We start from the raw sequence: 25,688 nt of genomic DNA on the forward strand, positions 1-25,688 counted from the left end.
TTTTGATCTCGGTGTCCAGGCCTGATGGTTCAGGTGTGCAGAGGAATTGGCGATATCAGGCCGTCCAGTGTGCAGGCCGCGAGAGCGCCCTTGACGCTGTAAAGCGTATTGGTGGGATGGCCGTTGTCGGCCATGAGGCTGCGCCAGTTCGGCATGCTGATGATCGTGCCGTAGTGGTCGATCAAGGGCACACTGAACCACGACGCAAAGCTCTTGATCGCGATCTGAAGGTTATGCAGCTGTGGCAGGTTTGGATGGTTGATCGGATTGGGCGTAGCAATGACCAGCGTCTTTCCGTGTTGATTGAAGGTTTCGCGGATTTTCTGCAGATACCATCCGAAGTCTGCCGTGGTGGTCGACTTGGTGGCGTCATTGATGCCGATTTCCAGCACACCGATGCTCATGGCCTGATACTCGGGCGTGGTCATCCGTTGGGCCAACGATGGCATCAGCGGTTTGTTCGGCGTCGCTGCGGAACCGGCATACCAGTCAATGATCGCGCTGGAACTGGCGCCGTCGTTGAAACTGCTGATGGCGGATTCGCCAAACTTTTCCTTGAGCAGACGTGTCGCTGTAGCCATGGTGTTGTCTGGCGCGACCAGCCACTTCTCACCGGGCAGAACGGTAGCGCCAATCGTCGTCGAGTCGCCCATCCATCTGATTGTTTTCATAAAGTAAATCCGCTTGCATTGCCACAGTCACCGAAGTCTGTGAACCGAGTCGAGATGGGAGGAGTGACGGAAGAGGCGCAATACTATCATCAGTTTCTGTTTCAGCCAGAGCGCGTTAGAACGGTCAAATGCCAGTCGATGCTGCGAATATTCTTGTGTGGATGGCCGATGGTTCGTTCAGGTGTCCCGGGCGTTTTTAACCATTGCCGGGCCGGCAACGCGCGGCAGTGGTCTGGTTTGCATCAAGGCATCCAGCGCCTTGCGATAATTCTGCCCGCCCAGCGCCATGCTGTTGTTGTGTGTGGCACCGGGGACCAGCAACAGGCGCTTGGGTTGTTCAGCGGCGTTGAATAGCTGCTCGCTGAAGCGCGGCGGCACGAAGGCGTCGGCTTGGCCATGCACGACCAGCAATGGCATGTGAATGTCGGCGATCTTGTCGATGGAATCGAATTTCTGCGACAGCAGCCAGCGCACGGGCAGCGAGGTATTGGCGACCGCCGCGGCAACGTCCGCCAGTGAGGTGAAGGTGGATTCGATCACCAGACCGCGCACCGGTGATGGGGTGTGATTCCGCGCGGCATCCTGACCGAGCTCCGCCGCCAGATCGATCGCCACCGCACCGCCGAGGGAATGACCGTAGATCAGGCGTTTGCCCGGGTCCGGTTGCAGCAGCTTGAAGCGCTCCCACGCCACCCGCGCATCTTCGTAAACACTGCTTTCCGACGGCAAATCGCCGCGACTCTTGCCGAAACCGCGATAGTCGATGGCCAGTACCGAATAGCCCGCCGCGCGCAGTTGCTCGATACGAAACAGCTGCCCGGTGAGGTTCCAGCGCACACCATGCAGATAAAGGATGGCCGGAGCATTGGCCTTTTCTGCCGGCCACCACCAGGCATGGATATTTTGCCCCGCCTTGAAGCGCTTCGGTTGCAAGTCGAGTTCCTGCACGCTGTCGGGCAGGCCGCGATACCAGCCCGCCGTGCCGGGTTCGATACGAAACAGCAGCTTGCGTTCGGTGTGCTCAAGCACGGCACAACTCGTCGGCACGCCAATGATCAGCGCCGCCATGCAGGCGAACGCCAGACGGCGGCGTCTCAGACGAGTCATGAAGGAAAGGGACATTAAACGTTTCACCAGCGCGCAGACAAAGAACGCTTTTTACCAGATGCCTCGGTCTGCGCGTGACATTTTCGACCATCGTCCTCATGCAACGATTACAAAATGCTGCAATGGCTCAATCGACGCGCAGGACGATTTTGCCGATATGGTCACCTGCTTCCATGCGCGCATGGGCTTGGGCGGCGTCCGCGAGGGCATAGACCTTGTCGATCTGCGGCGCACAACGGCCCGCCGCCAGCGCCGGCCACACGTGCTTGCGCAATTGATCGGCGATCCCGGCTTTTTCCGCGGCTGTGCGGGCACGCAGCAGAGAGCCGGTGATGACTGCGCGCTTGGCCATCATGGCCAGCAGGTCAAACTCGTTGGCACGCGCGCCACCGAGGAAACCGAGCATGACCAGCCGGCCATCCATCGCCAGCGCGCTGACGTTAGCGTTGAGATACGAGCCGCCCATGATGTCGAGAATCACGTTGACGCCCTGGCCCGCGGTTTTCTCGGCGATGACGGCGGCGAAGTCTTCTTCGCGATAGTTGATTGGCTGACCCCCCAGCTTACTGATCACCGCGCATTTTTCGGTGCTGCCAGCGGTGGCGAAGGCGTCGATGCCGAATTCGCGGCAGAGCATCAGCGCCGTCGTGCCAATGCCGCTGGTTCCGCCGTGGATCAGCACTCGCTGGCCTTTGCTGGCACCACCGAGGCCGAACAGGTTGGCCCAAACGGTAAAGAATGTTTCCGGGATCGCGGCCGCGTGGACCCAGTCGAGTCCTTCGGGAATCGGCAAAGTCTGGCCGGCGGGCACTGCTGCGTATTCGGCATACCCGCCGCCATTGGTCAGCGCACACACCCGGTCGCCCACTGCGAACTGCTCGACCCCGGCACCCAGCGCCACCACTTCACCGGCCACTTCGAGGCCTGGAATCGGATTCATGCCGGGTTTCATCGGGTATTTGCCGGCCCGTTGCAGGGCATCGGGGCGATTGATGCCGGCGGCGTGGACACGAATCAGCACTTCGCCTTCTGCGACCGTCGGCAGCGGCACTTGCTTAGCCTGGAGGACGTCAGGGCCACCGGGTTCGGTGATTTCAATTCGGGTCATTTCATTGGGCAAGGACATGGTGATTCCTCCAGGCAAAGGGTTCGTGTAAATGGGAGTACTGCGTGATTGATAAATTCCGGCCGATTGCCCCTAGCCCTGTGTGGGCGAGGAGGCTCGCGAAGGGCTCGGGGCACTCAATACTGTGACGTCAGCAACATCGCATTCGCGAGCAGGTTCTGCGTCACTGCGTTTTGTGCGGGTCCACAGGTTCAGGGCTTGTTCCAGCAGCAGCGCCACGACAATCGCACCGCCGGCAATCACGAACAGCAAGGCGTGATGGCCACCCGTGGCGTTGAACAGCGCCGAGTAGGCAAAACCGGCCAATGCCTGGAACGTGGCGAATGAGACTGTTGCGCGGCTCCAGGCAATTTGCTGGCGATGGTGCTGCGGGATCAGTTCATGCACCCGGGCCAGGGCCAGCGGCACGATGCCCGGCGGGAATGAACCGAGGATCACCGCCAGCAACGCCAAGGCCAGGAAAGAATGGGAAACGGCCAGCATTCCGAGGGCAAGTGCCTGAATCACCAGCACCAGCCGGATGCTCAGACGCGCACCGAACTGATCGGCCAGAAAGCCATAACTCACCGGTCCGACGATTGCGCCCACGCCGTACATCACCCACACCAGCGCACCGATGTGGGGCCCGGCTCCGAGGCCTCGCGCCACGTAATCCACCAGAAACACCATCGCTGGCACCAGACCGGCAGCCATGAAGGCATATTGGGCAAACAACAAATAAACGCCGGCCGGTGTCGGCTCAGTCGTCGTCGCGTGGGCAACCGTCGGCTGTGCGGAGTCCGCCGGCCAGCCGAACCAGCTCAGCGCAGTCAGCAGCAGCGCCAAGGCACCCAGCCCCAGCCAGGTCGCGTGCAAGCCGAGGCTCAACAGTGGCGGCACAAGGGTTCCGGAACCGGCAATGCCCAGGCCGATACCGAGGAAGATTGCGCCACTGGCGAGACCTCTGCGCGACGGCGGGACATGGGGCAGCACGGTCGCGGCCACCAGCACCATGATCGCGCCCCCGGCGACACCCGACAGCAACCGCCAGCCGAAGAACCAGCGCACAGACAACGGAAATGCACAGGCAAAGAACGCGGCGGTGACCACCAGCATCATCAGACGCAGCGTGGTTTTATTGCCCAGGTGACGGGCCATGGGGCGGCCGAGCAGGGCGCCGATCAGGTAACCCACCAGATTCGCGGCACCGAGATAAACCACATCGTTGGCGGAGAACCATTGGGCCTGAATCAATGCAGGAATCAGCGGTGTGTAAGCGAAGCGTGCCAGACCAATGCTGACCAGGCTGGCACAAAGTCCGGCGAAAATCGGCAGCCAGAGCGCGGCGGGGTTTGGAGTGCGCATGAGGGTACAGTCCAGTGGAAAGTTTATGGCGCCCAGCATATCGGCTATCGTTGCTGCGATAATGCAGCGATTTGTCATGACAGTGATGCGTAAATGCATCAGAGGGGAAAGGCATGAATTGGGATGATGCGCGTATGTTTCTCGCCGTCTGTCGTGAAGCGACATTGCGTGGGGCTGCGCGGGTTCTTGGGGTGGATCAGGCCACAGTCGGGCGGCGCATCACGGCCCTGGAAAAGTCCCTCGGCGCCACGCTGTTCTTGCGCACGTCCGAGGGCTACGCATTGACCTCGGTGGGCGAGGCTGCGCTAAAAAGCGTGGAGAAAATGGAGCATTCGGCGCTGGAGCTGGAGCGACGGATTCAAGGCCTTGATGATCGGCTGACCGGTACGGTGCGAGTCAGTACCACCGACTCACTGGCCATCGACTTTCTGATTCCGGCGATTGCCCGCCTGCATGAACGGCATGTGGACGTGCAGGTGCAACTGGACGCCTCCACACAGATTCTCAACCTCGCCAAGCGAGAAGCGGATATCGCCGTGCGCAATACGCGGCCGGACAATCCGGACTTGATCGCCCGGCGAATCGCGCGCTGGCCCGTAGGACTTTTCGCGGCCCAGGCCTACATCGATAGGCAAGGTGTACCGCAACCGGGCACGGCATTCGAAGGCCATGACCTGGTGGTCTACCAACCGTATCTGCAAAGCAAGAAGGACATGACGCTGGTGAGCGAGCCGCTGAGTCGCGGGCGGATCGTCGCCGGCCTCAGTTCCAGTCTGTTGGTCCGTCGGTCCATCGCGGCAGGTTTGGGGCTGGGGGAAATCCCGGTTTATATGGGCGAACGGGATGGCCTGGTCAGGCTCTGGCCCGAGCGCACCCGGCCAGAGCCTTATGAAGTGTGGCTGGTGACCCACGCCGATTTGCGCCACACCGCGCGGGTGCGGGCGGTGATCGAGCAGATTGTCGAGGCCTTTGCGCAGGAAAACGAATGACGACGAAGCTGATTTGACGGGGCTACATCGGCTGACGAAACGGCCTACAGCAGGGTCAGAATACGCCGGCTTGTCGGTCGGGGAGGAGGGTTCTATTGTTGACGTCATTGGGCCAGGGAAGGCCTCGGTAACCTGCTGAAGGTGTCGAATGAAAGTCAGGGAAGTCAGTCATCATCCAGTCAGTGACACGACAAGCAAAGGTCGGAATCCGCCAGCCATGAGCGACATCAGACGTGAAGAATTCAACGCCAGGATCGAGATCATCGAGACTCGAATGGACGCTCGTGTGAACGAGGTGTCGGCAAAAATTGATACGTGGGTGAACGAAGTCTCGGCAAAAATTGATGCGTTTATGTTGGCTCAGGCAGAAAGGGACAAAGCTTACTTCGAGAACAATAGGGAACGAGACAAACGCTACGATTTGATATGGGAAGGGATGCAAAGACTCACCGAGGAGTCGAAGGCAGCCAACAAACAGGCCTCAACGGTAAAAGCGAGTTACTGGGCGGCAACGACCGTGCATCTTCTTGGCGTAATCACGCTCGTTGTCGGTGCGCACTTCGCCAATCAGGCTGCCGTGTTGGCCACGGTGCAGACGGCGCTTGCGGCTGTTCAGGTCGGTAAGGACATCGGTGCAGCAAGGCGGGACATGTTGCCAACACCTTTGCCTTCCCAATAAAAAACGGCCTTCAACTGAAGGCCGTTTCTGTGGGCGTCAAGGCACTGCCTCATGGCATTTGTGGCAACTCCTGCGGCCGCAGGTCAAACACCAGTACTTCGGCATCGACGCCATTGCTCAAGGTCAGCGCCTGTTCTTCACGGACTCGCACGCCGTCACCTTCCTGCAACTGCACGCCGTTCAACTCGACACTGCCGCGAGCTACATGCACATAGGCGTAGCGGTTGGCGGGCAGTTCCAGGGTGGCGCTCTCTTTGCCATCGAATAGCCCGGCGAAGACCCGCGCATCCTGACGTACTTTCAGCGCGCCATCCTTGCCTTCCGGCGAGATGATCAGTTGCAGGCGACCGCGTTTTTTCTGCGCGCTGAAGTGCTCCTGTTGATAGCGCGGTTTGGCGCCACTGATTTCCGGCACGATCCAGATTTGCAGGAAGTGCACGGGTTTTGTGGCCGAATGGTTGAACTCGCTATGGGCCACACCACTGCCAGCGCTCATCAATTGCACGTCACCGGGGCGGATCACCGAGCCGGTGCCCAGGGTGTCCTTGTGTTCCAGGGCGCCTTCAAGCACGTAGGAAAAAATCTCCATGTCGCGATGCGGGTGCTGGCCGAAGCCTTTACCGGCGGCGACGCGGTCATCGTTGATCACCAGCAGGTCGGAAAAACCCTGCTCACGCGGATTGCGGTAGCTGGCGAAGGAAAATGTGTGAAACGACTTCAACCAGCCATGGTTGGCGAGGCCACGATCAGAGGCTTTGCGAAGAGTCAGCATGATGAAATCTCCTTGCGGGACGTGAATTCGTCCGAGTGAGGAGAAGCTTACTGTTAACCCTTTTGCGCAATAAGTAGATGAAAATTGAAAGACTGTCCTCGTCAGGTTGACAGTTTTGCGTCATGGTTCACGCATTCTTTTCCGACGTTCAACCGTAAGTTGGCCATAATGCTCACCTTGTTCCGTGCGTTTATTGTTCTTTGATCTCTGCGAAAATAACTTCAATGAAAACCGTGGCAATGGTGCTGTTCCCCGACTTTCTTCTGCTCGACATGGCCGGGCCGCTGGAAGTGTTTTCGGTCGCAAACCGCTATCTCAACCCCGAATTCCATTATCAACTGATCACCCTGGGCACCGAACACGGCGCCTTGCGCGCTTCCAATGGTGTCTGGCTGCACGCCGACCGGCATATCGACGACGCCCACGATCACTATGATTTGCTGCTGGTTCCTGGCGGCCCCGGTGCCTACAACGAAAGATTCCCGGGTTTGTTCGATTGGTTGAAAGGCGCGGTTCCCCGTGTCGAGCGCTATGGATCGATCTGCACCGGTGCCTTTGTGCTCGGGCATGCCGGATTGCTCGACGGCTACCGCGTGACCACCCACTGGAATTACACCGAGCGCTTGATCAAGGGCTTCCCGAAGGCGAGCGTCGCCACCGACCAGATTTTTGTCGAAGACCGCAATCTGATTACTTCCGGCGGCGTCACGGCCGGCATCGACCTGGCGTTGGCGGTGGTGGCCCGCGATCACGGCAAAAAACTTGCCCAGGACGTGGCCAAGGTGCTGTTGGTGGTGACCCGGCGTCAGGGGGGGCAGGCGCAATTCAGCCCGTTGATGGCCGCTGTCTCACCGCAGGAAACGCCAATCACCCGCGCGCAGCATTACGTGCTCGAACACCTCGACGAAGCGTTCACCATCGAGCGCATGGCCGGCCTGGCCAACATGAGCCCCCGGCACTTCGCCCGGGTGTTCACCCGTGAGCTCAACATGACCCCGATGGCGTTTCTGCAAAACGCCCGCATTGATTGCGCCAGAAATCTGCTGGAAACCAGCGAGCTTCCTTTGAAAACAGTGGCCTATAAAAGCGGCTTCGGCAGCGTGCGACACATGCGCTCGCTGTTCGCGCAAAGGCTCGGCCTGACCCCAGCGCAGTACCGCGAACAGTTCAGCTAGAGCGGTTGTGTCCGTCTGGCGCACCCGGATGTCCGTGCTGCGCCCTGTGTGACGGTTGTTCCGTCACCTGAGGCTGCCAAGATACCTGGCATGGATAATCTCAACGATTCGAACTCGGCGCCGGTGCTGCGTTTCGGCCCTTACGCGTTTCATTTGCGACAACGCCTGATCCTCGAAGGTGATCGGCAACTGCGCATGGGCGGGCGTGCACTGGACATTCTGCAGGTGCTGGTCGAGCATGCGGGACGGGTGGTGCGCAAGGAACAGTTGATCGCCTGCGTATGGCCGACGTCGGTGGTCGAGGAGATCAATCTGCGTGTGCACATCGCGGCACTGCGCCGTGCCCTGCGTGACGGTGAAAACGGTCAGCGGTACATCGTCAATGTGCCGCAATGCGGTTACAGCTTTATCGCCCCGGTGGCGCACGACCACATCGAACAAGCGGTTGTCGAACGCCTGCAGGCGCCGCAGCACAATTTGCCGGCGCGCCTGACCCCGGTGATAGGCCGCGATTCAGTGGTGGGCAGCCTCGTGCGCAAGATGCCGCTATGTCGGTTGCTGACCCTTTGCGGTCCTGCCGGTGTCGGCAAAACCACCGTGGCTTTACGCGTGGCAGAGCTATTGTTGGAACATTTCCGTGACGGCGTATGGCGGGTGGATCTCACAGAGATCGACGACGCCACGCCGCTGCTTGAGCATCTACTCAGCACACAGGCCATCGACCTCGCGACGTTTAGCGCTCGCCACGCGTTGCTGGTGCTCGACAATTGCGAGCTGCGGCGTGAGGAGTGTCAGGCGCTGGTTCAGCAGTTGCTCGACGCCGGGCCGCGACTGGCGGTGCTGGCGACCAGTCGCGAGGCATTGCAGATCGGCCTGGAAACACTGCACTCCCTGCGTCCCCTGAGCGTGCCGAAAACGTCCGCGTTGTCCAGCGTGGAGGAGGCGATGGGCTATTCGGCGGTGCAGTTGTTCGTCAGCCGCGCGCGTACTCGCCAGCAGGGGTTCATGCTGCGCGAACAGGATCTGGAGGCTGTTTGTGATATCTGCCGCAAGCTCGATGGCTTGCCATTGGCCATCGAACTGGCGGTGACGCAAATCGACGCGCTGGCGCTGGTCGGACTGCAGGCGCAACTGGGCAATTGCCTGCAACTGTTGAGTCACGGTCGACGCACCGCCGGGCCGCGCCACCAGACCCTGAAAGCCGCGTTGGACTGGAGCTATCAATGCCTGAGCGAGCAGGAAAAACTGGGCTTGCAACGACTGTCGATCTTTCGCCAAAGCTTCACGCTGGAGGACGCGTGGACAGCGGTTTGCTGCGTGCAATTGCCACCCTCGGCGGTGGTGGTGGTCATTGCGCAACTGGTGGCCAAGTCGTTGCTGACGATGACGCAGGATAACGGTGTGCTGCGCTATCGCATGCTCAACACCACCCGCAGCTATGCCCATCAACAATGGACCGCACGGGTCGAACCCAGCGATGACGAACCCCGCTATGTGCCCATTCCGGGGCACATCAGCCGCGCCTCACCCTTGCAAATGACAAGTCAGTTCGTCGAGTAATCGCCGCACTTTGCGCAGGTCCGGGGTGGCGTAGCCTTCGGTGAAGCGCTGGTAGATCGGGGCCAGCAGCGCTTGCGCCTCACGATAACGCGATTGGTCCATCCACACCTGTGCCAGCGAAGTGGCGCTGCGCAGTTCCCAGGCCAGTGCGCCTTGGGCGCGGGCGATGGACAGAGCCTGTTGCAGGGTGAGTTCAGCTGCCGCGATCCGCGCGTTGTCCGAGGAGACGCTGTCGCGACCCTGCACGCGAAGGTCGCCACCCAGGCAGGCTGATTCCTGTGCCAGCAGCTGATCCGCCCGCGCGCGCAAAATCTCCGCCGTACTCCATCCGGCGTCACCGGTCTGCGCACGAGCGAACAGCGCGTCATCGACAAAACGATCATCCAGCGTGACCATGATTTCGCGAATCAGACCACTGCTGTCCGACGGCATCGGCGGCGCGCTATCGGCATCGATGACCTGGGCGTAATGCTGCGCCCAGTTGTGAAACAACAGCACCGAATGCTTTTGCGATTGCTCCAGTAGCATCAGCAATAACGCCCGGGCGTTTTGCCGGTCGCCGTTGTAATGGGCGATCAGGCAACTGGCGAGTGCCAGGGTGTAGCAAATCGACGTGCCGTGATTGATCTGCACGGCGATGTCCAGCGCTTGCCGTGCGGTGTGCCACGCTTGCTGGGGAAAACCTTGCAGCCACAGCACCCGGGCGAGCACGGTCAGCGAGGCGACGCTCTGGTCGTATTGCACGCCAAAGCCGTGGGTGAATCGGTTGAGATGGCCGCTGTGAGCCATGCGCTCGAGCACCTGCTCGGCATGCACCCGGGCCTGCGGCTGATCACCGGCATAATGCAGGGCCAGCACCCGCAGGCGATGCGTGCTCAGTGACAGCAGCGGGTCGCCGTGCAGGCCGAGGCGGTCGAACTGTTCGCTCTGCGCCAGGGCCGTCCGGTAATGCCCGCAACTGAGATTGACCGCCATGTGCCCGGACACCGCGCGCAATTGCCCGGCCACGTCGCCGTGCTCCTGAGCCAGTTGCCGTGCGTTGACGAAGGCGTCAATGGTTTCCGGGGTGCCGCCCCAGGTGTGATAACAGGCGCTGCCGAGGGCCAGGTTCAACGCGATTTTCAGACGCGGGCATGGCTGGCTGGCGCTCTCCAACAGGCTCAACGCGCGACGCGCATAGCCGCCATACTCCCGGAGCAAAGACAGTTCCTGCCACAACGGCGCCGAAGTGGCCGCCAGATCAATCGCCAACGCATGGCGGTCTGCACTGGCCAGGCACCAGCCCAGCGCGGCGCGCAAATCCTCCAGGCCGCGCGCATAACGCTCGATCCACAACGCCGTCGGCGTGTCTTCCCAATCGCGCTGCGCCTGCTGCATCAAGCTCAGGCAGCGTTCGGCATGCCGATCACGGGTGTCGTTCAATTCACCGGCCTGGTCGAGTTTTTCCAGGGCGTAGCGGCGGGTAGTGTCGAGCAGCCGGTAGAACACCTCTTCATCGCCGACCTCGACGCAGAGCAATGACTTGGCGACCAACTGCGTAATCGCAGCAAACATCCCGTCAGGTGCGATGTGCCGACCGACGATCACCGCCGCTGCCGACGGCAGGCTGAAGCCACCCCGAAAGACCCCCAGGCGCTGCAAGCAGGTTTGCTCGCAGACGCTGAGCAGGTTGAAACTCCAGTCCAGCGTGGCACGCAGGGTGAGATGACGCTCCAGGCTGGACTGATTGCCCGTCACCAAGGGTGGCAAACGCCCTTGCAACTGGGTCAGCAGGCCCTCCAGACCGAGCTCGGCGACCTGCGCCGCCGCCAGCTCCAATGCCAACGGAATGCCGTCCAGTCGATGGCAGATTTCTATCGCTTGCGGCAATTGCGTATCCGTCAGCTCGAAATTTTCCTGGGTCGCCACCGAGCGTTCGACAAACAGTTGCAGCGCCGGGAAAGCAAGGACTTGCTGACGGTCGAGGTCGGCTTGCAGTGGCGGGTAATCGAGGGATTCCAGACGCTGCACGAACTCACCTTCAGCGCGCAGGCTCTCGCGACTGGTGGCGAGGATATGCACCTTCGGCGCGCCGCGCAGAATACTTTCACTGAGCAGGGCGACGGCGTCGATCAGGTGTTCGCAGTTGTCGATCACCAATAGCATCTGCCGCGACTGCAGACCTTTGACCAGACATGCCAGCGGATCACCGTCGAACAGCGCGAGGTCGAGCAGGGCGGCCAGGTGCGTGTAGATCAGCGCCGGATCGTTGAGCGGCGCCAGATCCACCAGCCGAATGCCGTCGCGATACTCGCCGATCAACTGTTCAGCCACACGCAGGGCCACGGTGGTCTTGCCGATGCCGCCCGGGCCGACCAGGCTGATGCAACGCTGGCGCGGCAACTGGTGCATCAGGCTGTCGACCAGCGGCTGGCGACCGATTATCCGCGTGCGGCGCAGCGGCAGGTTGTGCCGCACGTCAGCAGCGTCCGTGGGTCGTTGCTCGATGGACTCCAGCAGCACCGGTGCGACAAAGCTGTAGCCGCGCTGCGCCACGGTGACAATAAAACGCTGCCCGGCCTGGCCATCACCCAGCGCCTTGCGCAGCGCCGCCATGTGTACGCGCAGGTTGATGTCTTCGACGACGCTATCCGGCCAGACCCCGGCCATTAATTGCTGTTTGCTCACCACTTCACCGGCATGGGCCAGCAGAATCAGGAGGATATCCATGGCCCGGCGCCCCAGACGCAACGGCTGGTCACCTTCAAGCAGCAGCCGTTGTCCGGGATGAATCCGATAGGGGCCGAAACCGAGGGCCTGATTCGGGGGGAGACTCAACAACTCACTCCTGCGGTGATGCGGCGGACAGACGGAATCGCAGGCGCGTGCAGGCCTTCTATTCCGGGGTGTCCGGGCATAATCCTCAGGTTTTGGCGTCAGCGCAACGGGGGCGGTGCGTGTTTGGCTCAAAACAGCGCAGGGTGTGGGCGGTTGGACTTGTGTTCACGCATGACCTGACAGCGCCAGGCAAACGGGTTGGTGCCCTCGCTGCGGGTAAACATGTGGCAGAAGTGCGCCTGATCGCAAAAGCCGCATTCCAGGCTGATTTGTGTGAGGCTCAGGTCAGTGTGCTGGATCAGCAGTTTCGCCCGGGCGATGCGCTGAGTACGAATCCAGTCTTGCGGCGAAAATCCGGTGCTGCACTTGAAAGCGCGGGAGAAATGACTGCGCGACAGGGAGCAGGCGCGGGCCAGTTCGGTCACTTCCAGGCTTTCGCCGAGGCGTTCGAGGATCAGTTGTTTGACTTGCCGCTCGCGCTGCGGGCTGAGCCCCCCGGTGCTGGTTTTACGCGGTTCGCTGGCAGGGGCGAGGGCGACGGTGGATTGCAATTGAGCCATGGCCAAGGTCCGTGTCGGTGGGGAATGTGCGCACGGCGCATTCCCACAGGTCAAAAAACAACGCTGCGCGGTGGGCCATTGTTGGGTTGGGGGCTTGAAACTGACGAGTTAATCGTTGTTAATTTTCAGCGCGAACCGGCGCTGCAAGGCCGCTGGTCGCGTACAGTGCGCAGCACTTGCGTCTGTCTGGCCCTAAGGAATTCGAGCCCATGAACCGTAACGATCTGCGTCGCGTCGACATGAACCTGCTGGTGATCTTCGAAGCGCTGATGTTCGAAAAGAACCTGACCCGCGTGGCCGAAAAACTGTTCATGGGCCAGCCGGCGGTGAGCGCGGCACTCGGGCGTTTACGCGATCTGTTCGACGATCCGTTGCTGTTGCGCAACGGTCGCGGCATGGAGCCGACGGCGCGTGCGCTGGCGATACTTGAAGAGTTGCAGCCAGCGATGGACGTGATCTCCGGTGCAGTGAGCCGGGCCAAGGAGTTCGACCCGGCGACCAGTTGCGACGTGTTCCGCATTGGCCTGTCGGATGATGCCGAGTTCGGCCTGTTCCCACCGTTGTTGCGCCAACTGCAGGAAGAGGCACCGGGCATTGTTGTGGTGGTTCGCCGCGCCAACTACCTGTTGATGCCGGCGCTGCTGGCGTCCGGGGAAATCTCGGTTGGCGTCAGTTACACCACCGATCTGCCGGCCAATGCCAAGCGCAAGAAGCTGCGCGACATTCCCTGCAAAGTCCTGCGCGGTGATGATCGCCCGGGACCGCTGACCCTCGACGAATACTGCGAGCGCCCCCACGCGATGGTGTCGTTCTCCGGCGACTTGAGCGGCAATATCGACATGGACCTGGCCAAGGTTGGCCGTTGCCGTCGCGTGGTGCTCGGTGTGCCACAGTTCAGCGGGTTGCGCGCGTTGCTCGCCGGCACCGAAATGATCGCCACCGTGCCGGACTACGCGGCCTGCGCGTTGGTGGAAGGCTGTGCGTTGCGCGCCGAAGACCCTCCGTTTGCGATTGATGCCGCGCAGTTGTCGATGGCCTGGAGCGGCGTGCACGACAACGATCCGGCGGAGAAATGGCTCAGATCGCGGATCAGCCAGTTCATGGCGGCACCGCTGGATATCTCGCCGATTTAAATCCCTGCGCAAATCTCAAAAACAACACCAATCCCCTGTGGGAGCGAGCCTGCTCGCGAAAGCGGTGTGTCATTCAAAACATTTTTTGACTGACCCGGCGCCTTCGCGAGCAGGCTCGCTCCCACATTGGCTCGGTGCGATCCATAGATTTTCGGTGGTTTAAACATAGCCGTTTAAGCAACACCCTCAGACACTCTTTCAGGCTACGCAACCTTGCGCCTTTGCCTACAGCTACGCCAGAATCCTCCGGCTTGTGCGCTTGTGGTCGGGTCTCTATCGTTTGGTGGTCGCTGAAAACTCAGCGATCGGGTTTAGCGACTCGGACCAAAAAAGTGCATCAGCGCTCCATGCTTCGTAGCAGGCTATCGTCTGCACTTCGCTATGGCGGCTGTATGCGGGAGACCTTCGGGTCTACCGGGTTGCCTTTTTACCGGTTCGCTAACCTGCATACGGTCGCCACCCATCCTGTTTAGCGACAGGACGTGGTGATCCCGGCTCTAAAAAGGAGATTCACCATGTTCAAAGTCACACCCAACCCACCAGACATCGACCCCACATCCCCCTACGAGTCCATCGATTCGAGAAAACTCCACGAAGCCGCCGACCGCGCCCTCGACCATTACCTCCTTCCCCCCGGCTCCACACCACCTCCACGCAGAACTCGCGGCATGTACGCGGTAACTGCCGACACCAAAGCCGAAGAACTACTGACTGACGCCAGCGAAACACTCGCCTCGGCCAAAACCATCGCCCAGGACGTAGCCCATCTGTTGCCCGCGCCGCAGCGTCGGGCGTTGTTGGGGATTGCGCAGTTGATCATGCTCGGTGAACTGGCGGTGAGTCGGGTGCTGGATAACCTCGAACCACCGGCCTAAGCCCCCCCCCTGTGGGAGCGAGCCTGCTCGCGAAAGCGCTGTGTCATTCAAAGTATTTATAACTGACCCGACGCCTTCGTGAGCAGGCTCGCTCCCACAGTGTTCTGCGGTGTTTCAAAAATCCTGGCACGCCGTGGAACTGAGCACACGTATCCAATTTCCATCCACCCATCCCCGGCATGATTCACCCCAATAACTATTCAAGGGTGGGCCCATGCACGTTTCTCAACGGGATGAACCGGCGCGCGATCTCGGATTGCTGTTTCTGCGAGTGGCCGGTGGGTTGTTCCTGCTGTGGGTGCACGGCTTGCCCAAGCTGCTGGACTTCACCGCGCAACTGCAACTGATCGAAGACCCGTTCCACCTCGGTGCCCACCTCACGCTGATCCTGGCGATCTTCGCCGAAGTTGTCTGCCCACTGCTGATCGTCGCCGGGGTGCTGGCGCGATTGGCGTGCTTGCCTATTCTGTTTGTGCTGGTGGTGGCGTTGTTGGTCGTGCATCCGCAATGGAGTGTGGCTGAAGGGCAGTTCGGCTGGTTGCTGTTGATCCTGTTTACCACTGTGCTGATCGCCGGGCCGGGTCGGCTGGTGATTCCTGTTCGTTTACCCGGAGTGCTGCGTTATGCCTGAAGTCCTCGATCCACAAACACCGGGGGCCGATGAGACGGTCACGCTGATCATCAAGCACCGGGTCAAGGCCGGTTTCGAGTCAGCGTATGAGGCCTGGCTGCGCAATATCGTCCGCGTGGCGGGGCAGCGTGAAGGCCATTTGGGCGTCGACGTGGTACGCGGCAAGCGCGGCCGTCTCGACTTCTACACCTGCGTACTGCGCTTCAGCTCCACCGAAGCAATGCAAGGCTGGCTGGAATCGCCGCAGCGTCAGGCCTTGGTCGCCGAAGCCGCGCCGATGCTGGCTGATGGCGATCAGACCGAAGTCGCCCCCATCAATGAATTCTGGTTTACGCCACTGGCCGATGCCACTTCGCCGCCGCCGCGCTGGAAGCAGGCCGTCGTCACCCTGCTGGTGATTCTGCCGCACACCTTGCTCGTGCCGCTGCTCTGGGGGCCGCTGCTGGCGCTGCATCCGCTTCTTTCGAATTACGTGGTCGCGACGTTCCTGATCACCCTGACCATCGTCCTGTCGGTGGTGTACGTGGTGATGCCGCCGGTCACCCGCTTATTTACGCCGTGGCTGGAAGCCAGCCAGGCCCATGAACACCTCGACTCCCAAGAAACCTCGCCACGCTGAGCGCGCGGGGTTTGCTCCTTTTCACTTTGCTTGAGGAACTGCGATGAGCGCCGATCTGATTTTATTCAATGGCCAGTTTCATACCGTAGACCGCACCAAACCGCTGGCGAGCGCCGTGGCCATCACCGATGGTCGCTTTGTCGTTGTCGGCAATGATAACCAGGCCATGGCCCTGCGCGGGCCGAACACGCAAGTGGTCGATATGCATGGCCGCTGCGTCATTCCCGGCCTCAACGACTCGCACTTGCACCTGATTCGCGGCGGTTTGAACTATAACCTCGAACTGCGCTGGGAAGGCGTGCCGTCGCTGGCCGACGCGCTGCGCATGCTCAAGGATCAGGCCGACCGCACACCAACTCCGCAATGGGTGCGCGTGGTCGGTGGCTGGAACGAATTCCAGTTCGCCGAAAAACGCATGCCGACCCTGGAAGAAATCAACCAGGCCGCGCCGGACACGCCAGTGTTCATTTTGCATTTGTATGACCGCGCGCTGCTCAACCGCGCCGCGTTGCGCGTGGCCGGTTACACCCGCGACACGCCGAACCCGCCGGGTGGCGAGATTGTCCGCGACAGCAACGGCAACCCGACCGGCATGCTGGTCGCGCGGCCGAACGCGATGATTCTCTACTCGACGCTGGCCAAGGGGCCGAAGCTGCCGCTGGAATACCAGGTCAACTCGACCCGCCAGTTCATGCGCGAACTCAATCGCCTCGGCTTGACCAGCGCCATTGATGCCGGCGGTGGTTTCCAGAACTACCCGGACGACTACCAGGTGATCGAACAACTGGCCAAAGACGACCAGTTGACCGTGCGCATCGCCTACAACCTGTTCACCCAGAAACCCAAAGAAGAACTGAGCGACTTCAAGAACTGGACCGGCAGCGTCAAGTTGCATCAGGGCGATGACTTCCTGCGCCACAACGGCGCCGGCGAAATGCTGGTGTTCTCCGCGGCGGACTTCGAAGACTTCCTCGAACCGCGCCCGGATCTGCCGCAGACCATGGAAGAAGAACTGGAGCCGGTGGTGCGCCATCTGGTCGAGCAGCGCTGGCCGTTCCGTTTGCACGCGACTTACAACGAGTCGATCAGCCGTATGCTCGACGTGTTCGAGAAGGTCAACCGTGATATTCCGTTCAACGGCCTGCCGTGGTTCTTCGATCACGCCGAAACCATCACCCCGCAGAACATCGAGCGGGTGAAGGCATTGGGCGGTGGCATCGCGATTCAGGATCGCATGGCGTTCCAGGGCGAATACTTTGTCGACCGCTACGGCAAGCAAGCCGCCGAGGCGACCCCGCCGATCAAACGCATGCTCGCCGAAGGCGTGCCGGTCGGCGCCGGCACCGATGCCACGCGAGTGTCCAGCTACAACCCGTGGACTTCGCTGTACTGGATGGTCAGCGGCCGCACCGTCGGCGGTCTGGCCTTGTACGAAGAAGGTTTGCCGCGCACCACCGCGCTGGAACTGTTCACCCACGGCAGCGCCTGGTTCTCCTCGGAGCAGGGCAAGAAGGGCCAGATCAAGGTCGGCCAATTGGCGGATCTGGCGGCGCTGAGCGCGGACTTCTTCCATGTCGAAGAAGAAGCGATCAAGTGGATTGAGTCGGTCATGACTGTGGTCGGCGGCAAGATTGTCTACGCCGCGGGCGATTTCGAAGACCTCGGCCCGCGCTCGATTCCAGTGCTGCCGGACTGGTCACCGGTGGTGAAAGTCCCGGGCCACTGGCGCCCGAACTCGCCGCTGCAGGCGCAGGTTCACCAGTGCAGCGGGCCGTGCGCGGTGCATACCCACAGCCATGAAAAGGCGCGGATGTCGAACGCGCCGGTCAGCGACTTCGCCGGTTTCTGGGGCGCGTTCGGCTGTTCCTGCTTCGCTTTCTGATTTCTGAACACGCGCCGGCCTGCGGGTGCGGCGCTTTATGCAACATCCATCCATCGAGGAGTTTCCCATGAGCGTTCCTTACACTCGTCTGAATAAAGATGACGCGGTTGTACTGCTGGTCGACCACCAGACCGGCCTGATCTCGCTGGTCCAGGATTTCACCCCCAACGAGTTCAAGAACAACGTGCTGGCGCTGGGCGATATCGCCAAGTTTTTCAAGCTGCCGACCATCCTGACCACCAGTTTCGACGCCGGTCCCAACGGCCCGCTGGTGCCTGAGCTGCGCGAGCAGTTTCCGGATGCGCCGTTCATTCAGCGTCCGGGCCAGATCAATGCCTGGGACAACGAAGATTTCGTCAAGGCGATCAAGGCCACCGGTCGCAAGCAACTGATCATCGCCGGTGTGGTGACTGACGTCTGCGTGGCGTTCCCGACCCTCTCGGCCATTGCTGAAGGCTATGAAGTGTTTGTGGTGACCGACGCGTCTGGCACCTTCAACACCACCGTGCAGCAAGCGGCGTGGGCGCGCATGTCGGCAGCCGGCGCACACCTGCTGAACTGGTTCTCGGTGGCGTGCGAGCTGCAGGGTGACTGGCGCAACGACATGGAAGGTTTGGCGCATCTGCTGTCGGAGCGTCTGCCGAACTACCGCAACCTGATCAACAGCTACACCAAGTTCACGGCCAAGTAATCGGGTGTGAGTTTGAAAAGCCCCTCACCCTAACCCTCTCCCAAAGGGAGAGGGGACTGACCGAGGGGCTTGTTCGAGATACGCCGACGTGCAATACCGAGCCGAACTCAGGTTCTGAATTGCATGCGGTCTGCTCCCTTTCCCCCTCGCCCCGTTGGGGTGAGGGGGTAGCTGTTGATCTTGATCTTGCCGCTTCAACGCTTCTGCAACCACCCCAAAAAACCACCTTTCTTCACCGTCACCGGTTTGGCCATCAACGCGAGGCGACTGTTCTGCTGCCGCACCGCCTGCAATTTATTCAAGGCCCGACCCACCTCCGTGCGCTGTTCCATGCACTGACGAGTGAGGTTCTTGTCGAGCCGGTAAATGATGCTCGACGTCAGCGCGGTGAACGTCGCCTGCGACGGCGTATCCGCGAGAATGCTCTGTTCACCCATGACCTCGCTCGGCCCCATCCGGCCGGCTTCGATTTTGCTGTCGCCGTCCGGCACGGTCGCGCTGACCACGCCTGTGGCAATTACAAACAGGCTGTCCGGCACTTCGTCGAGGTCCAGCACCACCTGGCCCGCGGTGTATTGCTGCGCAACCATCGATTCGGCGAGGCGATCACGCTCCTCGCTGTTCAGCGAGCGGAAGATTTTCACTTCATCCAGCAGCGCACGGGCGCGGGTCGACGGTTCGATCACGCCACCCGGGTGCCGCGAAATGCCGGCGGCTTCAAGATGCCGGTGAGCGAGGTCGAACAGTTGATTGCGCACTTCGCTTTTCTTGCCGAGCTCGGCAATGAAACCGCTGGCGACGTATTCCGAGGTGGTTTCGCCGGCCTCTTTCAGCACGGCTTTTGGCGCAGGGCTCAGCAAGAGCGAACTGCTGCCCTGCAATGTGCGGTCGAGCGCATCGAGCACCCGGCGCGGACGAATGTGGTTCGGCACTTTGATGCTGATCGAAACCCCGTGCATGTTGTTCGGCCGACTGAGGTTGACGATTTTCGCCTTGGCCGCCACCGAGTTCGGCACCACAGCCATGGTTCCGGCGCTGGTCAGCAGGTGAGTGGCGCGCCAGTCGATGTCGAAAACCTTGCCTTCGACGCCGTCGATCATCACCAGATCGTCCACCTGATACGGCTTGGTGGTGTTGAGCACGATCCCGGAAAACACGTCGGCCAAGGTACTTTGCAGGGCCAGACCGACGACGATGGCAACCACGCCGGAGGTCGCGAGCAAGCCTTTCACCGGCAACTCCAGCACGTAGCCCGCCGCCGCGACCGTGGCGATCAGAAACACCAAGGCACCGATCACGTCTTGCAGCAAGCGACCGCTGTGGCCGATGCGCCGCACCAGCGCCAGGCCGATCACTTCGGTCAGCACCCGTGCGGCGTACAGCCACCAGAGAATGCCCAGCGCCGTCGCACCGAGTTGTGCGACGCGGTCATCGGCGAACAGTGGCGCTTGCAACGGACTGACGCCGGCGTTGATCACCAGCGCCGTGAACGCCAGAAACAGCACCATCCGCACACCCACTCTCGGGGCGCGATGGGTGAAGGGTGTGAAGTGCCAGAGCAACGCGTCGAGCAGCAGCAGGGCGGCGCTCCAGGACAGCAAGTGGGTGTAGAAAAGGGTCATGACCGGTGCTCCGCGATGTCTGCCAATAAAAAGATCGCAGCCTGCGGTAATGCCTACGTTGGAATGCGTTTTCCTGTAGGCGCTGCCGCAGGCTGCGATCTTCTGCCGTTAAGGCTGCAAGTGGGTTTTCAGCTCAGCCGCCGCTTGGCGCACCGCCGCTTTCACTTCGGGAATCTGGCTCAGGGGATTGAGCAGGCCAAAGTCGTGAATCATCCCGTTGTAACGCACCGACGTCACCGGCACACCGGCGGCATCGAGGTGCCGCGCATAGCCTTCACCTTCGTCACGCAGCACGTCGAACTCGGCGGTCTGCACCAGCGCGGCGGGCAGGCCTTTGAGCTGTTCGGCGCTGGCGTTCAGCGGCGAGGCATGGATCTGCGCACGCTCGGCCGGGTTGGTGGTGTAGTTGTCCCAGAACCACTGCATCATGCCTTTGGTGAGGAAGTGGCCCTCGGCGAATTGCTGGTACGAACCGTCGTCGAACTGCGCGTTGGTCACCGGCCACATCAACAACTGGAAGCGCAGCACCGGGGCTTTCTGTTCCTTGGCCATCAACGCCACGACCGCCGCCATGTTGCCGCCGACGCTGTTGCCGGCCACGGCCAGACGCTTGCCGTCGACACCGATGTCCTTGCCGTGCTCGGCCACCCATTTTGTCGCGGCGTAGGCCTGGTTGATCGCGGTCGGGTACTGGGCTTCCGGCGACGGCGTGTAATCGACGTACACCGCAACGGCGCCAGAGCCCACCACCAGATCACGAATCAAGCGTTGGTGCGTCGGGTAATCACCCAGCACCCAGCCGCCACCGTGGAAGAACATGAACACCGGCAATTCGCCTTTGACCTTGGCTGGACGTACCACTTTCAGGTTGATGGTCTGGCCATCGACCTTGATCGCCTTGTCGCTGACCTCAACACCGGACAGGTCAACCTTCACCGAAGCCTGGGCGCCGGTCAGTACCGCTCGGGCGTCTTTCGGGCTCAGTTGCTCCAGCGGTTTGCCACCGCCGGCGGCGAGAGCGTTGAGGAACGCCTGCGTGTTGTGTTCGACACCGCTGCTTTGGGCGGCGAAAGCGTTGCCGATGGACAGGGCGAGGAGGGAAGCGGTGAGGGTTTTTTTGACGATGTTCATGGTGGAAATCCTTTTGAATGTTTTTGAATTTTTATGCCTGGGTTGCGGGCTGCTGTGGCGCTGGGCTTCAGGCCTCAGCAACACCGTGAGCACAGATTAATGAGCTGCTCGAAAGTGAAAAAGCGGCTATAAAGCGTTTAACTGTCCACCAGAGAGTGACAATGAACCCGTTCGAAGACATGCGTATTTTTTGCCAGGTGATGGAGTCCGGCAGCTTCACGTCGGCGGCTGATCAGTTGGGGTTGTCCAAGCAGTTCGTCAGCCGGCGGTTGATGCAGCTGGAGGAGCGCCTCGGCGTGCGGCTGCTGAATCGCTCGACCCGGCGCCTCGATGTCACGCCGCTGGGGCAGAGCTATTACGAATCGGCCTTGCGCTTGCTGGGCGAAGTCGAGCAGGTGGAGCAGGGCATCGCCGGACAGACCGCCGAGCCTCGGGGCACGATTCGCCTGAGTGCGCCGCTGTCGTTTGCCGTCGCGCATCTGGGGTGCCTGCTGCCGATGTTCTTGCAGCGCTACCGCGAGGTCACGGTAGAGGTGGACTTGAGTGATCGACCGGTGGACCTGCTCGGTGAGGGTTACGATCTGGCGCTGCGCATTGGCGTGCTCGAAGACTCGACCCTGATTGCCCGGCGTATCGCCTCCATCGAACGGGTGTATTGCGCCAGCCCGGCGTATCTGGCCGAGCGCGGTACGCCGCTTGAACCTGAGGATCTGCACAGCCATCATTGCCTGCCTTATGGGCATGGGCGCTCGGTGCAGTGGCGGTTCAATGCGGGGCAGGGCAAACCGCTGTTGGTGAACGTCGCCGGACGCATGCGGGTGAACAATGGCGAGTTGCTCAGGGATGCGGCGGTGCAGGGGATGGGGATCACTTATCTGCCGACGTTCATTGTCGGCGCGGCGCTGAAAGATGGGCGGCTGGTGCCGGTGCTGGATGATTTGCGCCCGGAGCCGCTGACGCTTTCAGCCGTGTATCCGCAACATCGCCAGGCCTCCAGACCGGTGCAGGCGCTGGTCGAGTTTCTGCGCGAGCGCTTGAACCAAAGCGACGTCGACCTCTGAACCAGCGCTGGACTTTTCAACCACTGCAAAGCCCTTGTGGGTGCGAGCAGGCTCGCTCCCACATTGGATTTATGGTTGTCTGCGCAATCTGTAAATACCGCAAAACCTTGTGGGAGCTGGTGTTTTCAGGAGGGATCAGTTGGCGCGCTTGTCATCGCCCGGCTCGCCGCCGACATGTACGCCACGATCATCGCCGACTTCGCCGGCGCGGTGGACGCCATGGTCATCCCCAGGTTCGGCATGGGTGCCGCTGCGGCCGGATGAACCGCTGTCGCCCGAGTGTCCCGAGCCGTGGTCGCTGCCGCTGTGGCCACTGTTGCCGCCGTGACTGCCGCCACCACCGCTGCCGCTGTTGCCTCCGCCGCCGTGACTGCCACCGCCACCATTGCCGCCGCCACCTCCACCGCCGCCACTACCGCCGCCACTACCGCCACTACCGCCACCTCCGCCGCTCCCGCCATCCTTGGCATGAGCACTGGACACGCCCGAAAGGCTGTCCGGAACCAATACCGCAGACGCTGACAGAACTGCGCCGATGGCCATTGCGAGCACGAGCTTTTGAATGTGCATATCGTTCTCCGTCGTTGTGGTTTTGTTGGGAACGTGGATGAGCTTTCCTGCACGGATCCGACCCGTTCCCGGGGTCAGTGAATACTCGAAGCCAGTTCGAAAATCGGGATGTACATCAGGATCACGATGACTCCGATGAGCAGGCCGATAAACGTCATCAGCAGCGGCTCGAACAACTTCACGAACCACTCCAGCCAGCGGCTGATTTCTTCGTCGTAGAAGTCGGCGCTGCGTTCCATCATCTGTCCGAGATTGCCGGACTGTTCGCCGGCACGCAGCAAGCGCAGAGACACCGGTGTCACCAGGTGATTGAGTTCCAGCGCAGTAGACAGCGACTGCCCTTCGCGCACCCGCTCGCAAGCCTGATCCAGGCGCCCCCGCGACGCCACGGTGAGCAAGCCGCGCACCATGCTCATGGCGGTCACCAGCGGAATCCCGCCTTGCAGCAAAATCCCCAGCGAACGATAAAACCGCGCCAGTTCATACATGAAAATCCGTTGATGCACGGCCGGCAGTTTTTCCACCAACCGATCCAGCCCACGGCGAAACGCCGGTTGCTTTTGCAGCACGGCGAGGGCGATGACGATTGCCGCCAGTGCGCCGAAAAATTCAGCCTGATGCGCATGCAGAAACATGCCGCTGCTCATCAAGACCTGCGACAGCCACGGCAGGTTATTGCCCAGCCCTTCGAACACCAGGCTGAAGCGCGGCACCACGTAGCCCATCAAGAACAGCACCACGCCGCCACCGACCACCAGCAACAGCATCGGATAGATCGAGGCGCTGATGATCTTCTGCCGCACCTCGTCCATGCGCTGGCGATAACTGACGTAGCGACCGAGCGCATCGCCGACCGCGCCGGTCTTCTCGCTGGACTGTACCAGCGCCACGTACAACGGCGGGAATACCGCCGACAGCTGGCCCAACGCCTGGGAGAAAGACTTGCCCTCATAAAGCAGGCGCACCAGCTCGCTCAAGGTTTTCCGGGCGGCGGGGGCCGTTTCTTTTTCGGCGAGGCTTTCCAGCGCATCGATCAACGGCAGGCCGGCGTTGAGCAGCGTGGTCAGTTCCTGGCTGAATAAAACCAGGTTGAAGGTCTCGCGCTGGCGCAGTTTCAGCGAGCGCCAATGCTTGTCGGCGTGCGAGCTGAGCACGCGCAACCCCTGATCCTCGGCGATGCGTCTTGCCTCGCTGTCCCCCGGCGCCTCGACGCTCAAGCAGACCACGCCAGCCTTGCCGACCGCTTTCAAGTGAAATCGCATGGGCCGCGCTCCGCTCACTGCCAATTGGTCACTTCGGCGTTTTCACCTTCGCCGCCGGGCTGGCCGTCCTTGCCCATCGACAGCAAGTCGTACTCGCTGTTTTCGCCCGGATAGCGGTAGGCGTAATTACGCCCCCACGGGTCCTGCGGCAGTTTTTTCTGCAAGTACGGGCCCGTCCATTTCGCCTCGTCACTGGGTGCGGTGACCAAGGCTTGCAAGCCTTGTTCGGTGGACGGGTAGTGGCCGACTTCCAGTCGATAGATATCCAGTGCCTTGCTCAGCCCTTCGATCTGCGCCTTGGCCACTTTCACTTCCGAGCGACCGAGTTGAGCGAAGTATTTCGGCGCGACGATCCCGGCCAACAGGCCGAGTACCACCAGCACCACGAGCAGTTCTAGCAGGGTAAAACCGCGTTGCCCGCGCGGACGAAATTGCAGCTTCATGATGACCTCCCGTCAGTGGCAGTCGTGTCGCCTGAAGCGCTTATGCAATTGCCATGCTCAGCCGCCGTTGAAAACCCGTCTATACGCTGAAACCCTTGAAATACGGGCCTTTCAAGAGTCGGCACAGTGCTTGCGTATGGCTCAAACGTGATCGGCCATTGGGGCATTTCCCCCAATTTATCGGGGTCGGTCCGGGGAGGCCCGACATGAAATTTCTCGCCAGCGGATTGCTCGGCTGTGTGCTGCTCAGCGGCGCCGCGCAAGCCGATGTATTTATCTCCGTGGACGCCAAGGGCAGCTATGTACTGTCCAACGTGCACCGGCCCGGACGCACCTACGAACGGGTGATTCGCGAGGCTGAAGCGACGGTGGTCAGCCTTGATCAGCAGCCGCAAATGATCGCCAATCAGCCCTACGCGGAACTGGTTTCCGCAGCGGCCAGGGTCAATCAATTGCCTGAAGCATTGCTGCACGCGGTGATCAACGCCGAATCTCGCTACAACCCCGGCGCCACCTCACCCAAAGGCGCCGGCGGGCTGATGCAGTTGATGCCCGACACCGCGCGCGAACTCGGCGTCACTGACGTCTACGACCCCAAGGCCAACATCCAGGGCGGAGCGAAATACCTCAAACGCCTGATGACCCTGTTCGACAACGACATCGCGCTCGCGGTGGCGGCCTATAACGCCGGGCCGGACGCGGTGCTCAGCCGTGGCCGGGTGATTCCGCCGTTCGCCGAAACCCAGCGCTACGTGCCGAACGTGTTGCGCCAATACCGGCGCCTGCAGGGCCTGGCGATGGATGCGCCATTGTGACCTCAACCCGGTTTTCCCCACTTTCGGGGCAAACCGGGCAGGCCCGAAATGTGGGGGAAACGGGTGGGGAATATTCCCCGGATTCTCAAGTCGGTGCGGTAACCGATTGAACGTTATCGATTTTTTTTGTGGCATGCGGATTGCTCCGGCGAA

At 61.2% G+C, this 25,688-nt stretch carries 24 protein-coding genes; 12 read left to right on the forward strand and 12 right to left on the reverse strand.

The features are described from left to right. Positions 1 to 29 precede the first annotated feature (29 nt). From AACY19_RS14430 to AACY19_RS14445, 4 genes are all read right to left on the reverse strand, one after another. Positions 30 to 671 carry an SGNH/GDSL hydrolase family protein gene (locus AACY19_RS14430; RefSeq protein WP_339451198.1) on the reverse strand — a complete coding sequence of 214 codons (642 nt, stop codon included), beginning with the start codon at positions 669 to 671 and terminating at the stop codon, positions 30 to 32. A gap of 177 nt (positions 672 to 848) precedes the next feature. Continuing rightward, positions 849 to 1,793, reverse strand: coding sequence for an alpha/beta hydrolase (locus tag AACY19_RS14435; RefSeq protein WP_339451200.1), 945 nt, complete (start codon positions 1,791 to 1,793; stop codon positions 849 to 851). Positions 1,794 to 1,905: 112 nt separating this feature from the next. Then, positions 1,906 to 2,904, reverse strand: coding sequence for an NAD(P)H-quinone oxidoreductase (locus tag AACY19_RS14440; protein ID WP_339451202.1), 999 nt, complete (start codon positions 2,902 to 2,904; stop codon positions 1,906 to 1,908). A gap of 72 nt (positions 2,905 to 2,976) precedes the next feature. After that, the gene (locus tag AACY19_RS14445; RefSeq protein WP_339451204.1) at positions 2,977 to 4,248 is read right to left on the reverse strand and encodes a YbfB/YjiJ family MFS transporter; all 1,272 of its coding nucleotides are present in this window, start codon (positions 4,246 to 4,248) and stop codon (positions 2,977 to 2,979) included. A 113-nt stretch (positions 4,249 to 4,361) separates the two neighbouring features. On the opposite strand from AACY19_RS14445, the gene AACY19_RS14450 reads away from it, so the two are divergent. Further along, positions 4,362 to 5,237: a LysR family transcriptional regulator gene (locus AACY19_RS14450; RefSeq protein WP_339451206.1), complete on the forward strand. Its 876-nt coding sequence runs from the start codon at positions 4,362 to 4,364 to the stop codon at positions 5,235 to 5,237. Positions 5,238 to 5,454: 217 nt separating this feature from the next. Further along, on the forward strand, positions 5,455 to 5,916 hold the full coding sequence (locus AACY19_RS14455; protein WP_339451208.1) for a hypothetical protein: 462 nt from the start codon (positions 5,455 to 5,457) through the stop codon (positions 5,914 to 5,916). Between the two features lie 49 nt (positions 5,917 to 5,965). Here AACY19_RS14455 and AACY19_RS14460 read toward each other — a convergent pair whose 3' ends face one another. Beyond that, positions 5,966 to 6,688 carry a pirin family protein gene (locus AACY19_RS14460; protein ID WP_339451210.1) on the reverse strand — a complete coding sequence of 241 codons (723 nt, stop codon included), beginning with the start codon at positions 6,686 to 6,688 and terminating at the stop codon, positions 5,966 to 5,968. A 224-nt stretch (positions 6,689 to 6,912) separates the two neighbouring features. Here AACY19_RS14460 and AACY19_RS14465 point away from each other — a divergent pair, with 224 nt between their 5' ends. Together AACY19_RS14465 and AACY19_RS14470 are read left to right on the forward strand one after the other, a co-directional pair. After that, positions 6,913 to 7,863 carry a GlxA family transcriptional regulator gene (locus AACY19_RS14465; RefSeq protein ID WP_339451212.1) on the forward strand — a complete coding sequence of 317 codons (951 nt, stop codon included), beginning with the start codon at positions 6,913 to 6,915 and terminating at the stop codon, positions 7,861 to 7,863. Between the two features lie 90 nt (positions 7,864 to 7,953). Continuing rightward, positions 7,954 to 9,423 carry an ATP-binding protein gene (locus tag AACY19_RS14470; RefSeq protein WP_339451214.1) on the forward strand — a complete coding sequence of 490 codons (1,470 nt, stop codon included), beginning with the start codon at positions 7,954 to 7,956 and terminating at the stop codon, positions 9,421 to 9,423. Here AACY19_RS14470 and AACY19_RS14475 read toward each other — a convergent pair. After that, positions 9,388 to 12,240: an ATP-binding protein gene (locus AACY19_RS14475; protein WP_339451216.1), complete on the reverse strand. Its 2,853-nt coding sequence runs from the start codon at positions 12,238 to 12,240 to the stop codon at positions 9,388 to 9,390. The two genes, AACY19_RS14470 and AACY19_RS14475, sit on opposite strands and share 36 nt — an antisense overlap. 128 nt (positions 12,241 to 12,368) lie before the next feature. Further along, positions 12,369 to 12,800: an AraC family transcriptional regulator gene (locus AACY19_RS14480; RefSeq protein ID WP_339451218.1), complete on the reverse strand. Its 432-nt coding sequence runs from the start codon at positions 12,798 to 12,800 to the stop codon at positions 12,369 to 12,371. Between the two features lie 209 nt (positions 12,801 to 13,009). Here AACY19_RS14480 and AACY19_RS14485 point away from each other — a divergent pair, with 209 nt between their 5' ends. The 6 genes from AACY19_RS14485 to ycaC all read left to right on the forward strand — a co-directional run bounded on the left by AACY19_RS14485 (position 13,010) and on the right by ycaC (position 18,631). Then, positions 13,010 to 13,933 (forward strand): LysR substrate-binding domain-containing protein, encoded by a 924-nt coding sequence (locus AACY19_RS14485; protein WP_339451220.1) that lies wholly within the window; start codon positions 13,010 to 13,012, stop codon positions 13,931 to 13,933. Positions 13,934 to 14,448: 515 nt separating this feature from the next. Further along, positions 14,449 to 14,808, forward strand: a complete 360-nt coding sequence (locus AACY19_RS14490) for a DUF6124 family protein (protein ID WP_339451222.1) — start codon at positions 14,449 to 14,451, stop codon at positions 14,806 to 14,808. Positions 14,809 to 15,022: 214 nt separating this feature from the next. Then, positions 15,023 to 15,439 (forward strand): DoxX family protein, encoded by a 417-nt coding sequence (locus tag AACY19_RS14495; RefSeq protein ID WP_339451224.1) that lies wholly within the window; start codon positions 15,023 to 15,025, stop codon positions 15,437 to 15,439. Continuing rightward, a complete protein-coding gene (locus AACY19_RS14500) occupies positions 15,432 to 16,058 on the forward strand; it encodes an antibiotic biosynthesis monooxygenase (protein ID WP_339451226.1) in 627 nt (208 codons plus the stop codon). The genes AACY19_RS14495 and AACY19_RS14500 overlap by 8 nt, the downstream gene beginning before the upstream one ends. Positions 16,059 to 16,101: 43 nt before the next feature. Next, on the forward strand, positions 16,102 to 17,940 hold the full coding sequence (locus AACY19_RS14505; RefSeq protein ID WP_339451228.1) for an amidohydrolase: 1,839 nt from the start codon (positions 16,102 to 16,104) through the stop codon (positions 17,938 to 17,940). 67 nt (positions 17,941 to 18,007) lie between these two features. Continuing rightward, on the forward strand, positions 18,008 to 18,631 hold the full coding sequence (gene ycaC, locus AACY19_RS14510; RefSeq protein WP_339451230.1) for an isochorismate family cysteine hydrolase YcaC: 624 nt from the start codon (positions 18,008 to 18,010) through the stop codon (positions 18,629 to 18,631). Between the two features lie 194 nt (positions 18,632 to 18,825). On the opposite strand, the gene AACY19_RS14515 is transcribed toward ycaC, so the two are convergent. Then, positions 18,826 to 20,253 (reverse strand): mechanosensitive ion channel family protein, encoded by a 1,428-nt coding sequence (locus tag AACY19_RS14515; RefSeq protein ID WP_339451232.1) that lies wholly within the window; start codon positions 20,251 to 20,253, stop codon positions 18,826 to 18,828. A gap of 108 nt (positions 20,254 to 20,361) precedes the next feature. Beyond that, the gene (locus tag AACY19_RS14520) at positions 20,362 to 21,384 is read right to left on the reverse strand and encodes an alpha/beta hydrolase (RefSeq protein WP_339451234.1); all 1,023 of its coding nucleotides are present in this window, start codon (positions 21,382 to 21,384) and stop codon (positions 20,362 to 20,364) included. A gap of 161 nt (positions 21,385 to 21,545) precedes the next feature. Here AACY19_RS14520 and AACY19_RS14525 point away from each other — a divergent pair, with 161 nt between their 5' ends. Next, positions 21,546 to 22,445 (forward strand): LysR family transcriptional regulator, encoded by a 900-nt coding sequence (locus tag AACY19_RS14525; RefSeq protein WP_339451236.1) that lies wholly within the window; start codon positions 21,546 to 21,548, stop codon positions 22,443 to 22,445. Positions 22,446 to 22,580: 135 nt separating this feature from the next. On the opposite strand, the gene AACY19_RS14530 is transcribed toward AACY19_RS14525, so the two are convergent. From AACY19_RS14530 to gspG, 3 genes are all read right to left on the reverse strand, one after another. Then, the gene (locus tag AACY19_RS14530; RefSeq protein WP_339451238.1) at positions 22,581 to 23,015 is read right to left on the reverse strand and encodes a hypothetical protein; all 435 of its coding nucleotides are present in this window, start codon (positions 23,013 to 23,015) and stop codon (positions 22,581 to 22,583) included. Positions 23,016 to 23,089: 74 nt separating this feature from the next. Further along, positions 23,090 to 24,277: a type II secretion system F family protein gene (locus AACY19_RS14535; RefSeq protein WP_339451240.1), complete on the reverse strand. Its 1,188-nt coding sequence runs from the start codon at positions 24,275 to 24,277 to the stop codon at positions 23,090 to 23,092. A 14-nt stretch (positions 24,278 to 24,291) separates the two neighbouring features. Continuing rightward, positions 24,292 to 24,720, reverse strand: coding sequence for a type II secretion system major pseudopilin GspG (gene gspG / locus AACY19_RS14540; protein ID WP_007913548.1), 429 nt, complete (start codon positions 24,718 to 24,720; stop codon positions 24,292 to 24,294). Positions 24,721 to 24,926: 206 nt separating this feature from the next. Between gspG and AACY19_RS14545 the strand changes: the two genes are divergently transcribed. After that, the gene (locus AACY19_RS14545; RefSeq protein ID WP_339451243.1) at positions 24,927 to 25,535 is read left to right on the forward strand and encodes a lytic transglycosylase domain-containing protein; all 609 of its coding nucleotides are present in this window, start codon (positions 24,927 to 24,929) and stop codon (positions 25,533 to 25,535) included. Positions 25,536 to 25,688: the final 153 nt, after the last annotated feature.

It is taken from the genome of Pseudomonas sp. EA_5y_Pfl2_R50 (assembly GCF_963970475.1).
Classification (GTDB): Bacteria; Pseudomonadota; Gammaproteobacteria; order Pseudomonadales; family Pseudomonadaceae; genus Aquipseudomonas.

Coding starts and splice junctions, on each gene's coding strand:
- AACY19_RS14430 (WP_339451198.1), bottom strand. CDS start 671: ATGAAAACAATCAGATGGATGGGCGACTCGACGACGATTGGCGCTACC.
- AACY19_RS14435 (WP_339451200.1), bottom strand. CDS start 1,793: ATGTCCCTTTCCTTCATGACTCGTCTGAGACGCCGCCGTCTGGCGTTC.
- AACY19_RS14440 (WP_339451202.1), bottom strand. CDS start 2,904: ATGTCCTTGCCCAATGAAATGACCCGAATTGAAATCACCGAACCCGGT.
- AACY19_RS14445 (WP_339451204.1), bottom strand. CDS start 4,248: ATGCGCACTCCAAACCCCGCCGCGCTCTGGCTGCCGATTTTCGCCGGA.
- AACY19_RS14450 (WP_339451206.1), top strand. CDS start 4,362: ATGAATTGGGATGATGCGCGTATGTTTCTCGCCGTCTGTCGTGAAGCG.
- AACY19_RS14455 (WP_339451208.1), top strand. CDS start 5,455: ATGAGCGACATCAGACGTGAAGAATTCAACGCCAGGATCGAGATCATC.
- AACY19_RS14460 (WP_339451210.1), bottom strand. CDS start 6,688: ATGCTGACTCTTCGCAAAGCCTCTGATCGTGGCCTCGCCAACCATGGC.
- AACY19_RS14465 (WP_339451212.1), top strand. CDS start 6,913: ATGAAAACCGTGGCAATGGTGCTGTTCCCCGACTTTCTTCTGCTCGAC.
- AACY19_RS14470 (WP_339451214.1), top strand. CDS start 7,954: ATGGATAATCTCAACGATTCGAACTCGGCGCCGGTGCTGCGTTTCGGC.
- AACY19_RS14480 (WP_339451218.1), bottom strand. CDS start 12,800: ATGGCTCAATTGCAATCCACCGTCGCCCTCGCCCCTGCCAGCGAACCG.
- AACY19_RS14485 (WP_339451220.1), top strand. CDS start 13,010: ATGAACCGTAACGATCTGCGTCGCGTCGACATGAACCTGCTGGTGATC.
- AACY19_RS14490 (WP_339451222.1), top strand. CDS start 14,449: ATGTTCAAAGTCACACCCAACCCACCAGACATCGACCCCACATCCCCC.
- AACY19_RS14495 (WP_339451224.1), top strand. CDS start 15,023: ATGCACGTTTCTCAACGGGATGAACCGGCGCGCGATCTCGGATTGCTG.
- AACY19_RS14500 (WP_339451226.1), top strand. CDS start 15,432: ATGCCTGAAGTCCTCGATCCACAAACACCGGGGGCCGATGAGACGGTC.
- AACY19_RS14505 (WP_339451228.1), top strand. CDS start 16,102: ATGAGCGCCGATCTGATTTTATTCAATGGCCAGTTTCATACCGTAGAC.
- ycaC (WP_339451230.1), top strand. CDS start 18,008: ATGAGCGTTCCTTACACTCGTCTGAATAAAGATGACGCGGTTGTACTG.
- AACY19_RS14515 (WP_339451232.1), bottom strand. CDS start 20,253: ATGACCCTTTTCTACACCCACTTGCTGTCCTGGAGCGCCGCCCTGCTG.
- AACY19_RS14520 (WP_339451234.1), bottom strand. CDS start 21,384: ATGAACATCGTCAAAAAAACCCTCACCGCTTCCCTCCTCGCCCTGTCC.
- AACY19_RS14525 (WP_339451236.1), top strand. CDS start 21,546: ATGAACCCGTTCGAAGACATGCGTATTTTTTGCCAGGTGATGGAGTCC.
- AACY19_RS14530 (WP_339451238.1), bottom strand. CDS start 23,015: ATGCACATTCAAAAGCTCGTGCTCGCAATGGCCATCGGCGCAGTTCTG.
- AACY19_RS14535 (WP_339451240.1), bottom strand. CDS start 24,277: ATGCGATTTCACTTGAAAGCGGTCGGCAAGGCTGGCGTGGTCTGCTTG.
- gspG (WP_007913548.1), bottom strand. CDS start 24,720: ATGAAGCTGCAATTTCGTCCGCGCGGGCAACGCGGTTTTACCCTGCTA.
- AACY19_RS14545 (WP_339451243.1), top strand. CDS start 24,927: ATGAAATTTCTCGCCAGCGGATTGCTCGGCTGTGTGCTGCTCAGCGGC.